This is a genomic window from Micromonospora sp. CA-248212, from assembly GCF_050948405.1.
In the GTDB taxonomy this organism is placed as follows: domain Bacteria; phylum Actinomycetota; class Actinomycetes; order Mycobacteriales; family Micromonosporaceae; genus Micromonospora.
In genome coordinates, this window is record NZ_CP192023.1 from 3,693,650 (window position 1) to 3,706,792 (window position 13,143).

A 13,143-nucleotide genomic window follows, 5' to 3' on the forward strand; every position below is an offset into this window, starting at 1 on the left:
CCAGCACACCCCCGGACCAGGAGCGCGACGGCGAGCACCCCGAGGGTATATACGCGAGGTATACCCTCGGTGTAGTCTCCTGGGCATGAGCGTGCCACTGACCCTGCTCGGTCTCCTCGAACGAGAACCCAGCCACGGCTACGACCTGAAGCGCGACTACGACGCCTTCTTCGGCCGGGGCAAGCCACTGCCGTTCGGCCAGGTCTACTCGACCCTCAGCCGGCTCGCCCGGGACGGAAAGGTGGTGATCAGCGACGTCGCACCCGGCGCGGGGCCCGACCGCAAGCGCTACATCATCACCGACGTCGGTGCGACCGAGGTCGAGCAGTGGTTGACCCAGCCCGTCGACCCGGAGCCGCACCTACAGACGGTGCTCTTCGCCAAGGTCGTCCTCGCGCTGATGCTGGACCGGCCGGCCGCCGACTACCTCGACACCCAGCGCAGGGCGCACCTGCACCGGATGCGCGAGCTGACCGAGATCAAGCGCGCCGGCAACCTGGTCGACGCGCTCCTGGCCGACCACGGCCTCTACCACCTGGAGGCCGACCTCCGGTGGATCGAGATGACCGGCGCCCGACTGGACGCCCTGCGCAAGGAGGTGCGGCCATGAGCGTCGTCATCGAAGCCCGTAACGTGACGTTCGCCTTCGGACAGACGCCCGCCCTGCGGGGTGCAACCATCAGCGTCGACACCGGCGAGATCGTCGCGATCATGGGGCCCAGCGGCTCGGGCAAGTCCACCCTGCTGCACTGCCTGGCCGGCATCCTGGTGCCCGACTCCGGCGCGATCCTCTTCGACGGGGCACGCGTCGACGCCATGGACGAAAGCCGGCGCAGCGGTCTGCGCCGGGACCGGTTCGGCTTCGTGTTCCAGTTCGGCCAACTCGTCCCCGAGCTGACCGCCGTGGAGAACGTCGCGCTGCCGTTGCTGCTCGACGGCGTACACCGCAAGCAGGCGCTGCCGAAGGCGAGCGCCTGGTTCACGCGCCTCGGCCTGGACGGCCTGGAGCAGCGCCGCTCCGGCGAGCTCTCCGGCGGGCAAGCGCAACGCGTCGCCCTGGCCCGCGGCCTGGTCGCCGAGCCGCAGGTGCTCTTCGCCGACGAGCCGACCGGCGCGCTCGACTCGCTCACCGGCGAACAGGTGATGGACCTGCTGGTCAGCTCCGCCCGCGAGCAGGGCACCACAGTCATCCTGGTGACCCACGAGGCGCGGATCGCCGCGTACGCCGATCGCGAGGTCATGGTCCGCGACGGGCGCGTGAACGCGCCGGAACGGATCGCCTCATGATCCGCTTCGGCCTCCGCCTCGCCGTGGCCGGTGGCCGGGAGGCACTCACCCGCCTGCTCGTCATCGCCGCCGCCGTCGCGATCGGCAGCGGGCTGCTGCTCACCACCCTGGCCGGGGTCAACGCCGTCAACGCCCAGCTCACCCGGTACGCCTCGATGTATCCCAACGCCTCGGCCGGCGACGTCGACCCGCTGTGGTGGTCGACCCGTCAGGACTACTTCCGTGGCAAGCAGATCATCCGCATCGACGTCGCCGCGACCGGCTCGACGTCGCCCACCCCGGTCGGCGTCCCGACCGTCCCCGGCTCCGGGGAGTTCTACGCCTCGCCCGCGTTCCGCGATCTGCTGGCCGCCCACCCGGCCGCCGAACTGGGCGACCGCTACCCGGGGCGTAACCTCGGCACGGTGGGTCCGGCCGCGCTGACCTCGCCGGACACCCTGCTCATCATCGTGGGCGGCACCCCCGACCAGGTCGCCGCTCTGCCCGCCGCCAAGCAGGTCACCAGCGTCGGCGACACCCCCGCCCTCCCCGAGACCACGGTGGACCTCATCCTGGGCGTGATCGCCGGCGGGTTGCTGTTCCCGGTGCTGATCTTCATCGGCACCGCCACCCGGCTCAGCGCCGCCCGCCGGGAGCAGCGCTTCGCCGCGATGCGCCTGGTCGGCGCGACGCCCCGGCAGATCTCGACGGTCGCCGCCGTGGAGGCGACCGCCGCCGCCCTCGCCGGCACCGCCGTCGGCTTCGGTCTGTTCTACGCCTTCCGCGACCCGCTCGCGGGCATCCCGTTCACCGGCATGCCGTTCTTCCCCAGCGACATGTCCCTGGGCGTGCTGAACATCCTGCTGGTGGCGCTCGGCGTCCCGGCCGGCGCGGCGCTGGCGGCCCAGATCTCGCTGCGCCGGGTCCGGATCTCGCCGCTGGGCGTCACCCGACGGGTCACTCCCCGCGCCCCACGCGCGTACCGGCTGATCCCGATGGTGCTCGGCGTCGCCGTGCTGCTCTTCGCCCTCGGCTTCAAGCCCGCGACGTCCGACGGCCAGACCGCGGTGTTCCTGCCCGGCCTGCTGCTCATCATGGCCGGCCTGGTCCTCGCCGGTCCCTGGCTGACGATGGTCGGCGCGCGGGTGATGGCCCGGTACGCCAACCGTCCCGCCACGCTCATCGCCGCGCGACGTCTCGCCGACAACCCGAAGGCCGGGTTCCGGGCGATCAGCGGCATCATGCTCGCGCTGTTCGTGACGAGCGTGGCCGTCGGCGTGATCACCACGATCGTCGCCAACCGTGGTCCGGCGCCGGTGGGCTCGACCGACGCGGGCACGGTGAACACCGTCTTCGACGAGAAGGCGCAGTCGGTGCCCGACACGCTCTTCGCCGACCTGCACGCGATCAGCGGTGTGCGGTCGGCGACCGCCATCCGGGAGAACCCGGCGCCCACCGGCTCCGGCGAGGTCGGGGTGATCGCGTGCGCCGACCTCCCGAGCGCGTACGGCCGGTGCGCCGAAGGCGCGAGCGTCATCGAGGTGCCGATGGGCCTCAGCCGCTGGCGGGAGTCGGCATCGCCCGCGACGGTCTGGCCCGCCGCCTCGCTCACCCTCGACGACCTCCAACGGCTACCGGTGTTGTCGGTGGTCGTCGGCACGGACGGGTCCGCCACCGCCATCGAGGGCGTCCGCACCGTGCTGGAGGTCGCCTTCCCGACCTTCTGGGTGGGGCCGAACGTGCCCGGCGACTTCGAGTCGGACTTCGCCGACACGCTGCGCGGCTGGGAACAACTGGCCAACGTGATCATCGTGGCCAGCCTCGCGCTCGGCGGGTGCAGCCTCGCGGTCAGTGTGATCGGCGGTCTCACCGAACGCCGTCGACCGTTCAGCCTGCTACGCCTCAGCGGCGCCCCGGTACGGGTCCTGCGCCGGGTGGTGGCGCTGGAGAGCGCCGTACCGATGCTCGCCGTCGCCGCCGTCGCCATCGGGATGGGACTGCTCGCCGGGCACCTGTTCCTGCGGGCGCAGATGCACTACACGCTCGTCGCGCCGCCGCCGCGCTTCGCTCTGATCGTCGTCGTCGGCCTGGCTGCCTGCCTGGGCGTCATCGCCTCGACCATGCCGCTGTTGGAACGCGTCACCGGCCCGGAGACGGCCCGCAGCGAGTGAGCGTCAGGACCCGGTGGCCACCGCGATCGCCCCGTGCCCGTGGTGGTGGTGATGGTGGTGGCCAACCGGGTCGTCGGGGTGGTCGTGCGGTTGCTGCGGGCGGCCCACCTTGTCGGCGAAGCCGGGCATCAGGACCCGGTAGGCGCAGGTGTCGCAGTTCATCCGGATGTCCCCGCCCAGCGCCTCGTCGTAACGTTCGCGCACCAGGTCGGCGAGGGCGTCGCAGTCGCCGATCACGTCGGCGACGCGGACGTCCAGGTTGGGGTGGGCGGCGGCGAACTCGGCCGACTGGGCGACGATCCGGTCGGGCAGCACCCCGGCGAACAGGAAGTACGGCGCGACGACGATCCGCCGCGCGCCGAGCCGGCGCAGCCGTTCCAGCACCGCCGGCACGGACGGTTCGGCGAGGGAGATGAACCCGGGCTCGACGCCCGCGTACCCGCGCCCCTCCCAGAGCAGCCGGGCGACCTTGGCGACCTCGGCGTTGGCGTCCGGGTCGGTGGAGCCGCGCCCGATGAGCGCCACCCAGGTACCGGCCCGGTCGGCGTCCGCCGACGTGGTGCCCGCCAAGGCGGCGTCGATGCGCTCCTCGAGGGCCGTGTGCAGCAACGGGTGAGGGCCGAGCGGACGCCCGTAGCGGTACGTCAACCCGGGGTGCCGCTGCTGTTCACGGGCCATCGCGGCCGGGATGTCGCCCTTGCCGTGCCCGGCGCCGGTGAGCACCAGCGGCAGCGCGACCAGGTTCCGGTGACCGCGCCCGACGAGCGTGCCGACCGCGTCGGTGAGCGGCGGACGGGACAGCTCGATGAAACCGCCCTCCACGTCGCCGATCTCACCCCGACGGCGGACCCGCTCGACGAGCGCGGCGAACTGGTCGACCCCGGCCGCGCTGCGCGTGCCGTGCCCGACGATGACCAACCCGGTCATGACCTCTCCTCGCTGTAGAGCAGGGCGTTGAGGGCGGCGGCGGCGACCGCCGAGCCGCCCTTCTCGCCCACGTTGGACACCCCGGGCAGGCCGCTGGCCCGCAGCGCCGCCTTCGATTCGGCCGCGCCCACGAAGCCGACCGGCAGGCCGACGACCAGCGCCGGGGCGGCGTCCAGGGTGAGTAGTTCGACGAGCGCGGTCGGCGCGCAGCCGACCACCCAGACCGCGCCGGGGCCGACCCGGTCCAAGGCGATCCGCACGGCCGCCGCCGAGCGGGTGATGCCGGCCGCGCGGCCCAGCTCGGCGGCGGCCGGCTCGGCGACCGGGCAGACCAGTTCCAGTCCGGCCCGGGTGATGCCGGCGGCGACCATCGCCACGTCCGTCACCACGGGTACGCCCGCGCGCAGCGCGGCCAGCCCCGCCGCCAGGGCCGCCTCGTCGCAGACCAGCTCGTCGACGTACGCGAGGTCGGCGCTGGCGTGCACCACCCGCTCGATGACCGCCCGGGTCAACGGTGGCAGGTGCGACAGGTCGACGCGCTCGCGCAGGATGCGGTACGACTCGACCTCGATGGGATGCACCATCCGGCTCATCGGACTCCTTCCCAGGGCTCGGTCACGCGGATCGCGTCGACCGGGCAGATCTCCAGGCACTCCAGGCAGCCGGTGCACCGGTCGGCGCGTACCGTGAGGCCGCCGGCGACCGGCCTGATCGCGTGCGTGGGGCAGGTCAGCAGGCACGCGCCGCAGCCCTGGCAGGCGTCGATGGTCACGAGCGCCACCGGTACCCCCGGGGTGTGACCATCCGCCCGGCGACCAGCCGGGTGTCGCTGTTGCCCACCACCACCACGCTGTACATGTCGACGACGGCCGGATCGAGCGTGGCCACCGTCGCGAGGTGCACCCGCTCGCCGGGGCGGCTGGCGTTGCGCACCACCCCGACCGGGGTGTCCGGCGGCCGGTGCGCGGCGAGGATGCCGAGCGCCTTGCCGAGCTGCCAGTCGCGGGCGCGGCTGCGCGGGTTGTAGAACACCGTCACGAAGTCACCCTCGGCGGCGGCGCTCACCCGCCGCTCGATGACCTCCCACGGAGTGTGCAGATCGGACAGACTGACGTAGGCGTGGTCGTGCCCGAGTGGCGCGCCGAGCAGCGCCCCGGCGGCGAGGGCGGCGGTCACCCCGGGCACGCCCACCACGTCGATCCGCTCGTCGGCGTACTCCAGGGCGGGGCTCGCCATCGCATACACCCCGGCGTCGCCGGACCCGATCAGCGCGACCGCGCGGCCGGCGGCGGCCTCGGCCACGGCGGCCCTGGCCCGCGCCTCCTCCGCGCCGAGCGAGCTGGCGAGCACCCGGGTGCCCGGCCGCAGCACGTCGCGGACCTGGTCGACGTACTGGTCCAGGCCCACCACCACGGCCGCGCGGCGCAGCTCCGCCACCGCCCGCGGAGCGCGGAGGTCGGCCGCGCCCGGCCCGAGACCGACGACGGCGAGCCGGCCGCGCGGCGCGTGCCGCGCCACCGCCACGGTCGCCATCGCCGACGCGGTCTTGCCCACCAGCAGCGTCGCGTCGCCGGCCCGGCCGTCCGCGCCGAGCAGGGCCGCGGCCTCCGCGACGCTCGGCGTGCCGACCGCCGCCCGGACCACCTCGCTGGGGTGCGGCACGTCGACCGCGGCGAGGCGCGTCGCGGGCCAGGTCACCAGGGGTACGCCGAGCGCGTCGGCGGTGCTGCGGATGCCCGCCTCGTCGGCCTTGATGTCGGCGCTGGCCAGGCAGCTCAGGCTCGCCGGGTCGACGCCGGCCTCGGCCAGCACCCGGTGCAGCAGCTCGGCCACCTCGGCGGCCGGTACGCCCCGACTCGCCCCGACACCGGCGACCAGCGACGGCGGTCGCAGCACGGCGGTCCGCGCGTCGATCGGCATCACCCGATCGGTGACCAGCAGCCGGTAGTGACCGCCGGTCGCCTTCTCGGCGGCCGCGCTGCCGGTGACGCCCTCGTCGAACGCGCCTTCGACGAACGCGCCTTCGACGGACGCGCCTTCAACGGCCACGCCTTCGACGGCCGTGGCCCCGGGGTGGCCGGCATGGCCGGCGCCGGCCTCGGGCTGGACGACGCGCACGTTCGGTGGCAGGGCGGGTAGCGGCCAGGCGGCGTCGGCGACCAGCTCGACCGGCTCACCGTCCAGGATGGCCCGGGACACCGCGGCGACCGCGCCCCGCACGGGCCAGCCGAGGGTGTCCAGCCCGGGCAGCCCGACCGCGTCGGTGGCGGTGGTGACCACCGGTCGGGCGTCCAGTAGCGCGCCGACCCGCTCGGCGAGGTCGTTGCCGCCGCCGGCGTGACCGCCCAGCAGCGCCACCGAGTGCCGGGCCGCCTCGTCGACGACCACCACGGCCGGGTCGGTGCGCTTGTCGCCGAGCAGCGGCGCGAGGACGCGTACCACCGCGCCGGTGGCCAGGAACGCGACCACCGCGTCACATTCCGCCCAGGCGGCGCGTAGCGCGTCGGCGACGCCGTCGCCCTGGACCAGCCGGGCGTGCGGCCAGGCGGCGGCCAGGATGTCGGCGTGCCGCCGACCGGCGGCGGTGGCCGCCACCAGGCCGATCCGCGCCGGAGTGTTGTCGTTCACGGGCGCTCCCCGGTGAGGACGACCACCGGGTTGGTGGCCGCGAGACGGATCGACCCGCCGGGCAGGTCGGCGAGGCGGGCGGCGGCGAGCTGGCTGCCCTCGACCCGGTAGCCGGCGGCGCGCAGCAGCGCCACCGCCGGCGCGACGCGGTCCAGTGCGGCCAGGGTGAGCACGATCCGCTCGGGGCGGCGGGCCACCACGGCGGCGAGGACGTCGACGCCGCCGCCACCCACGAAGACCGCGTCCGGTTCGGGCAGACCATCAAGCGCCGTCGGGGCACGCCCGACGACGATCCGGACGTCGACGGCGTGCGTGGCGGCGTTCTCCCGGATCGTCGCGGCGGACGCCGGGTCCTGCTCGACGGCGAGCACGGCCGCGCCGAGCAGGGCGCACTCGATGCCGACCGAGCCGCTGCCCGCGCCGACGTCCCAGACGAGGCGACCCAGCCGGGGGCGCAGCCGCGCGACGACCAGGGCACGCACCTCCGACTTGGTGATCATCGAGTCGCGGTGGGCGTACCGGCTCTCCGGCAGCGCCCAGCCGCCGATCGGCGCGGCGGCCGGCTGGTTGTCGACGCGCATCCCACCGACCGCGGCGGGTTCGGGAGCTGGCGCGGGCACGGCCCGCGCGGGCGCAGACACGGGCACGGCGGGCTCGGACACGGCGGGCACGGGCACGGCGGGCACGGGCACGGCGGGCACGGGCACGGCGGGCACGGGCACGGCGGGCACGGGCACGGCGGGCACGGGCACGGCGGGCTCGGACACGGCGACGCTGAGCAGGACGTGTGGGTCGGGCCAGGTGCCGGCGGCGGCCTGCGCGGGGCTCATCTCCCGCACCCGTTCGGCGTCGGTGCCGAGGTTCTCGGCGACCAGCAGGCGTCGGGACCAGCCGACGAGGCCGGCGCCCAGTTCGGCGGCCCCGGCCCCCGGCGCGGTGAGGACCGCGACCAGCGGCAGCGCCCGGCAGGCGTTCAGCGCCGGTCGGAGGTCGCGGCCGTGCGCGGTGACCACGGCCGCGCCGTCCCAGGACAGTCCGGCGCGGCCGAACGCGGCGGCCACACTGGACACCGCCGGCACCACCCGCAGCGGCAGCCCGGCCGCGCGCAGCCGCCGGACGATCCCGAACAGGCCGGGATCGCCGCTGGCCAGCACGACGGCCGGCACCCGGGCGTCGACGGCGTCGGCCAGCCGGCGCAGGGCCGGGGCGAGCGGTCCGAGGACGACGGTCTGCGCGCTCCCCGGTACGGGCACCGCGGCCAGGTGCCGGGCCGCCCCGACCACCAGTCCCGCGCCGGCCAGCGCGGAGGCGAGGGCGGGATGCGGCGGCGCCCCGGCGGCGTCGAGCCCGACCACGGTCACCAGCGCGTCCGGGGATGCCACCGTCGCCGTCGCTTCGCTCGAGGTCACTCCGCCCACCAACGCGTCCGGGGCGCTCATCGCGGCCACCGGCCGGACGAGGCGACGACCCGCGCTCCGGCGAAGTCGACCATCGCCACGTCCACGGTGACCGTCGGCCCGGCGAAGCGTCGCAGCACCGCCTGGACCCGTTGGCAGAGCAGGTCCCCGGCCGCGCCGAGCAGGCCGGCGGCCTCCCACAACTCGTACGCGTGCCGCCCGGTGTTGGCCTCGGTCACGGCGGCGACGAGCGCCGGATCGCCACCGGCGTCGGCGGTCACCGCGCCGAGCAGGGACAGGTCCACCGTGGAGCGGGTGTAGTGGGTCATCAGGATGCCGGCGGCGAGCTTGGCGAGCTTGCCCGCCATGCCGACGAAGACCACGCCGGTCATCGCGTCCTCGACGCCGGCGGTGACCGCCGCGCCGGTGAAGTCGCCCACCTCGACGAAGCACACCTCGGGCAGGTCGGGCAGCAGCGCGCGGGCGGCCCGCTCGGTACGCCCACCGGTGCACAGCACCACGGTCCGCTCGCCCTGGGCGGCCATGACGTGCACGGCCTGCACCACGCTGGCCCGCCAGGAGGCGGTGGAGAAGGGCCGGACGATTCCCGTGGTGCCCAGGATCGAGATGCCGCCGAGGATGCCGAGCCGCCGGTTGGTGGTCTTGCGGGCCATGATCTCGCCCCGGGGCACGCTGATCACCACGCGCACGCCGACCTCGGTGAGGTCGACGACCTCGGCGACCGCCTCGCCGATCATCCGGCGGGGCGTGTCGTTGATGGCCGGGCCGCCGACGGCGAGCCCGAGGCCGGGTTTGGTGACGGTGCCGACGCCGGAGCCGCCGGCCAGGCGTAGCCCGGGAGTGTCGGTGAAGTCCACGGTGGCGGTCAGCTCGGCGCCGTGGGTGACGTCCGGGTCGTCGCCGGCGTCCTTCACGACCACCGCCTCGGCGCGTACCGGTGGGGCGCCGGTGACCTCGCAGCGTTCGACCGGGAAGCGCACCCGTCGCCCGGCGGGCAGGCCGATCTCCACCTCCGGTTGGATCTCGCCGGTGACCAGGGCGGTGACCGCCGCCTTGGCCGCCGCGGTCGCGCACGCGCCAGTGGTCCAGCCGGTCCGTAGCGCGGTGGGCCGGACCTTCGCCGTACGCGGCAGGTCCGGCTCGCGCAGCGGCGGTTCGGCGTACGTCATGGGGTTTCTGTCTCTCCGGCGCGGGCGCGGCGCAGCTCGGCGCGGGCGGCCGGTTCGGCGCGACGGAAGGTGTGGAAGTGCCCCGGGTGGTAGAGGTGCGAGCGGGTGCCCGTCGCGGCGAGGGCCGGGCCGACCAGGAACAAGGTGTGTTTCCACAGCTTGTGCCGCTTGACCGTGGCCTCCAGGGCGCCGACCGTGCAGCGCACGACCAGCTCGTCGGGCCAGGTGGCCTGGTACGCCACGACGGCCGGAGTGTCCGCCGGGTAGCCGCCGGCCAGCAGTTCGGCCTGCACCTGCCCGGAGCGGGCGGCGGAGAGGAACAGCGCCATGGTGGTGCCGTGTCGGGCGAAGTCGCGGACCCGCTCGCCGGGCGGCATGGGGGTCTTGCCGCCTTCGAGGCGGGTGAGGATCACCGACTGGGCGACCTCGGGCACGGTCAGCTCCCGCCCGACGATCGCGGCCACGGCGGTGAACGACGACACCCCGGGGATGATCTCGACGGCCAGGTCGAGCGCCCGGCACAGGTCCAGTTGCTCCTGCACCGCGCCCCAGAGGGCCGGGTCGCCGGAGTGGATGCGCGCCACGGTCAGCCCCTGCGCGGCGGCCCGCTCGTAGAGCGGCAACACCCCCTCGATGGGCAGTTGCGACGAGTCGACGACCTCCGCGTCGGGGCGGGCGTGGTCGAGCACGTCGGCGTGCACCAGGCTGGCCGCCCAGATCACGACGTCCGCCGTGGCGATCACGCGGGCGGCCCGCAGGGTCAGCAGGTCCGCCGCGCCCGGGCCGGCGCCGACGAACCACACCTTGCCGTCGCTGGTCACAGTTTTCCTCCTCGGTACGCGCGCCGGGCGGGGACCAGCAGCGTGGACAGGTACGGCAAATCGGGCACGGCGTCGTCGACCGGGCCGATCCGTTCGCCGGGCAGGCCCAGTGCGCGCCCGAGCACGGCGTCGGAAAGGCGGCCCTGCCGGCGTAACTCGGCCAACAGCTCGGGGTGCCGTCGCCAGCCCTTGTAGACGACCACGGTGCCCGGCCCGGCGAGGGCGTCGGCGAACGGCGCGAGGCCGGCGGTGGCCGGCAGCAGCGTGAGCGGTTCGCGTCCCTCCACGAGCGGGGTGCCGCTGCGCGCGGCCAGCTCCTGCATGGCGGTGACGCCGGGCACCGTCGCCACCCGCACGGCGGGGCGCAGGGCCCGCACGCTCTGCGCCAGGTAGCCGAAGGTGGAGTAGACGTTGGGGTCGCCGATGGTGGCGAAGGCCAGCGATCGCGCGCCCGCGTCGATCGCCTCGACGACCGTCCCGGCGGCCTCGTCCCAGGCCGCCGTGCGGCGGGCGGTCACCCCACCTCGATCGTCGAAGGCGAACGGCAGCCGGCGCAGCCGGTCCGCCGCGACGTAGGCCCGGACGGTCGCCTCGGCCCGTCCGGCGTCCGCGCCCGGCGGCGTCGGACCGGTCGTCGCGCTGGTCTCGGCCCGGTCCGCCATCACGGGTACGAAGACCACGTCGGCATCGCGCAGGACCCGCACCGCCTTGACGGTGAGCAGTTCCGGGTCGCCCGGTCCGACGCCGACGCCGGTCAGCGTGGCGGTCATCGGGCCGCCTCGACCAGCCGGCGGGCCGCGGCGGGGTGCCCGGCCCAGTGGGTGTGCAGGTAGGAGGCGTGCACTCGGCCGTCGACGAAGCCGTGCTCGGCGTCGTTCCAGCGCCACGCCGGCGCCTTGCCGTGTCCGGGGTCGGTGGTGGTGCGGTGGAACTCGTGGCCGCGTACCGGCTCGCCCGTCCGGGCCACCGGTGAGTCGGTGACGGCGACGGCCTCGCGGTAGCCGAGGGTGAGCCGGCCGGTCATCCGGGCGGTCAGGTCCAGCCGCCCGCACATGGGTACGCCGTCCAGGGACCGCCCGAGGTAGAGCAGCCCGGCGCACTCGGCCACGATCGGCCCGTCGAAGTCGGCCAGCTCGGCGCGGAGCGTGCCGTTGCCCGCGAGGGCCTCGGCGTACGCCTCGGGGAAGCCGCCGCCGATGACCACCGCCCGGGTGCCGCTGGGCAGCGCCGGGTCGCGCAGCGGGTCGACGGTGACGATGTCCGCGCCGGCAGCCGTGAGGAGTTCGGCGGTCTCGGCGTACGAGAAGGTGAAGGCCGGACCACCGGCGAGCGCGACCCGTGGCCGCCCGACGCCGGCCGGCCCGCCGACGGCCTGGACCGGGTCCCAGGCCGGGGCGGTCAGCGGCCCGGCGCTGCGGGCCAGGTCGAGGACGGCGTCGAGGTCGACGGTGGCCTCGACCAGTTCGGCGAGCGCGGTGACGATGGCGAGCGATTCGGGGGCCCGTTCGGCGACCGGTACCAGCCCGAGGTGCCGGGCCGGCGCGGCGACCTCGGCGGCGCGGGTGACGGCCCCGAGCACCGGTACGCCCACCTCGGCGAGGGCGTCGCGCAGCAGCGTCTCGTGCCGGGGCGAGCCGACCCGGTTGAGGATCACGCCGCCGATCCGCACGGCGGGGTCGAACGCGGCCATGCCGAGGGTCAGCGCCGCGGCGGAGCGGCCCTGCGCGGTGGTGTCCAGCACCAGCAGCACGGGCGCGTCGACGAGCCGGGCGACGTGTGCCGTGGAGGCGAAGTCGCGCCGGCCCACCGCGCCGTCGTGCAGGCCCATGACGCCCTCCACCACGGCGATGTCGGCGGGCGTGGGGACGCTCGCGCCGTGCCGCAGCAGGCCGGCGATCCGCTCGGCCCCGACCAGGAACGGGTCGAGGTTGCGACCGGGCCGGCCGGCGGCGAGGGCGTGGTAGCCGGGGTCGATGTAGTCCGGGCCGACCTTGTGCGGGCTGACCGTGAGGCCGCGTCGACGCAGCGCGGCGAGCAGCCCGGTGGCGACCGTCGTCTTGCCGTGGCCGCTGGCCGGCGCGGCGACCACCACCCGGGGCAGCGACAACGGTTCGGCGGGGGCGATCACCACTCGATGCCCTTCTGACCCTTCTGACCGGCGTCCATCGGGTGCTTGACCTTGGTCAGCTCGGCGACCAGGTCGGCGGCGGCGACCAGGCGCGGGTCGGCGTCGCGACCGGTGATGACGACGTGCTGGAAGCCGGGCCGGTCGGCGAGGGTGGCGACCACCTCGTCGACGTCCACCCAGCCCCACTTCATCGGGTAGGTGAACTCGTCCAGCACGTACAGCCCGTAACGCTCGGCGGCCAGGTCCCGCTGGATCTGCCGCCACCCCTCCAGGGCGTCGGCGGCGTGGTCGGCCTCGCCGCCGCGCTGGATCCAGGACCAGCCCTCACCCATCTTGTGCCAGGCGACCGGCGCGCCCTGGCCGGTACGCTCGTGCACCTCGCCGAGCGCCCGGAAGGCGTTCTCCTCCCCGACCCGCCACTTGGCGCTCTTGACGAACTGGAAGACTCCGATCGGCAGGCCGGCCGTCCAGGCCCGCAGCGCCAGCCCGAAGGCGGCCGTCGACTTCCCCTTCATCTGTCCGGTGTGGACAACGAGCAGCGGCCGATTCCGCCGCTGCCGCGTCGTCAACCCGTCCGCGGGCACGTGACTCGGCTGTCCCTGCGGCATCAGAGTT

Annotated in this window: 11 protein-coding genes and 3 pseudogenes; 3 read left to right on the plus strand and 11 right to left on the minus strand. The window is 75.2% G+C overall.

Features of this window, described 5'->3' with window-relative positions; translation table 11 throughout:
- The first annotated feature begins 85 nt into the window (after nt 1-85).
- The 3 genes from ACQP03_RS17765 to ACQP03_RS17775 are packed head-to-tail and all read left to right on the plus strand — an operon-like array spanning nt 86 to nt 3,437.
- Nucleotides 86-610, plus strand: a complete 525-nt coding sequence (locus ACQP03_RS17765; RefSeq protein WP_357118364.1) for a PadR family transcriptional regulator — start codon at nt 86-88, stop codon at nt 608-610.
- On the plus strand, nt 607-1,287 hold the full coding sequence (locus ACQP03_RS17770; RefSeq protein WP_357169953.1) for an ABC transporter ATP-binding protein: 681 nt from the start codon (nt 607-609) through the stop codon (nt 1,285-1,287). The genes ACQP03_RS17765 and ACQP03_RS17770 overlap by 4 nt, the downstream gene beginning before the upstream one ends.
- Nucleotides 1,284-3,437: an FtsX-like permease family protein gene (locus ACQP03_RS17775; RefSeq protein WP_357169950.1), complete on the plus strand. Its 2,154-nt coding sequence runs from the start codon at nt 1,284-1,286 to the stop codon at nt 3,435-3,437. The genes ACQP03_RS17770 and ACQP03_RS17775 overlap by 4 nt, the downstream gene beginning before the upstream one ends.
- Before the next feature lie 9 nt (nt 3,438-3,446).
- Here ACQP03_RS17775 and ACQP03_RS17780 read toward each other — a convergent pair.
- The 11 genes and pseudogenes from ACQP03_RS17780 to cobO form a co-directional block, all read right to left on the minus strand.
- A pseudogene (locus tag ACQP03_RS17780) lies at nt 3,447-4,364 on the minus strand (sirohydrochlorin chelatase); the annotation flags it as partial.
- Nucleotides 4,361-4,957 carry a precorrin-8X methylmutase gene (locus tag ACQP03_RS17785; RefSeq protein ID WP_357118355.1) on the minus strand — a complete coding sequence of 199 codons (597 nt, stop codon included), beginning with the start codon at nt 4,955-4,957 and terminating at the stop codon, nt 4,361-4,363. The pseudogene ACQP03_RS17780 and the gene ACQP03_RS17785, both read right to left, overlap by 4 nt.
- Nucleotides 4,954-5,145, minus strand: a complete 192-nt coding sequence (locus tag ACQP03_RS17790; protein WP_433457577.1) for a DUF362 domain-containing protein — start codon at nt 5,143-5,145, stop codon at nt 4,954-4,956. The genes ACQP03_RS17785 and ACQP03_RS17790 overlap by 4 nt, the downstream gene beginning before the upstream one ends.
- Nucleotides 5,133-6,326: pseudogene (cobJ, locus tag ACQP03_RS17795) on the minus strand (precorrin-3B C(17)-methyltransferase); the annotation flags it as partial. The gene ACQP03_RS17790 and the pseudogene cobJ, both read right to left, overlap by 13 nt.
- Nucleotides 6,327-6,449: 123 nt before the next feature.
- Nucleotides 6,450-6,992 (minus strand): annotated as a pseudogene (locus tag ACQP03_RS17800) (precorrin-3B C(17)-methyltransferase); the annotation flags it as partial.
- Entirely contained in the window at nt 6,989-8,431 is a 1,443-nt protein-coding gene (cbiE, locus tag ACQP03_RS17805) for a precorrin-6y C5,15-methyltransferase (decarboxylating) subunit CbiE (protein WP_433457579.1), read from the minus strand. The gene cbiE and the pseudogene ACQP03_RS17800, both read right to left, overlap by 4 nt.
- On the minus strand, nt 8,428-9,579 hold the full coding sequence (locus tag ACQP03_RS17810; RefSeq protein ID WP_433457581.1) for a cobalt-precorrin-5B (C(1))-methyltransferase: 1,152 nt from the start codon (nt 9,577-9,579) through the stop codon (nt 8,428-8,430). The genes cbiE and ACQP03_RS17810 overlap by 4 nt, the downstream gene beginning before the upstream one ends.
- A complete protein-coding gene (cobM, locus tag ACQP03_RS17815) occupies nt 9,576-10,400 on the minus strand; it encodes a precorrin-4 C(11)-methyltransferase (RefSeq protein WP_433457583.1) in 825 nt (274 codons plus the stop codon). The genes ACQP03_RS17810 and cobM overlap by 4 nt, the downstream gene beginning before the upstream one ends.
- Complete coding sequence (cobI, locus tag ACQP03_RS17820) at nt 10,397-11,170, minus strand: precorrin-2 C(20)-methyltransferase (RefSeq protein ID WP_433457585.1); 774 nt, start codon at nt 11,168-11,170, stop codon at nt 10,397-10,399. The genes cobM and cobI overlap by 4 nt, the downstream gene beginning before the upstream one ends.
- A complete protein-coding gene (locus ACQP03_RS17825; RefSeq protein WP_433461181.1) occupies nt 11,167-12,525 on the minus strand; it encodes a cobyrinate a,c-diamide synthase in 1,359 nt (452 codons plus the stop codon). Before ACQP03_RS17825 ends, cobI begins: the two co-directional genes overlap by 4 nt.
- Complete coding sequence (cobO, locus tag ACQP03_RS17830; protein WP_357118340.1) at nt 12,525-13,136, minus strand: cob(I)yrinic acid a,c-diamide adenosyltransferase; 612 nt, start codon at nt 13,134-13,136, stop codon at nt 12,525-12,527. Before cobO ends, ACQP03_RS17825 begins: the two co-directional genes overlap by 1 nt.
- Nucleotides 13,137-13,143: the final 7 nt, after the last annotated feature.

What these genes read in the sequence shown, in the direction of transcription:
- ACQP03_RS17765 (WP_357118364.1), top strand. Translation starts at nt 86, where the DNA reads ATGAGCGTGCCACTGACCCTGCTCGGTCTCCTCGAACGAGAACCCAGC.
- ACQP03_RS17770 (WP_357169953.1), top strand. Translation starts at nt 607, where the DNA reads ATGAGCGTCGTCATCGAAGCCCGTAACGTGACGTTCGCCTTCGGACAG.
- ACQP03_RS17775 (WP_357169950.1), top strand. Translation starts at nt 1,284, where the DNA reads ATGATCCGCTTCGGCCTCCGCCTCGCCGTGGCCGGTGGCCGGGAGGCA.
- ACQP03_RS17785 (WP_357118355.1), bottom strand. Translation starts at nt 4,957, where the DNA reads ATGAGCCGGATGGTGCATCCCATCGAGGTCGAGTCGTACCGCATCCTG.
- cbiE (WP_433457579.1), bottom strand. Translation starts at nt 8,431, where the DNA reads ATGAGCGCCCCGGACGCGTTGGTGGGCGGAGTGACCTCGAGCGAAGCG.
- ACQP03_RS17810 (WP_433457581.1), bottom strand. Translation starts at nt 9,579, where the DNA reads ATGACGTACGCCGAACCGCCGCTGCGCGAGCCGGACCTGCCGCGTACG.
- cobI (WP_433457585.1), bottom strand. Translation starts at nt 11,170, where the DNA reads ATGACCGCCACGCTGACCGGCGTCGGCGTCGGACCGGGCGACCCGGAA.
- cobO (WP_357118340.1), bottom strand. Translation starts at nt 13,136, where the DNA reads ATGCCGCAGGGACAGCCGAGTCACGTGCCCGCGGACGGGTTGACGACG.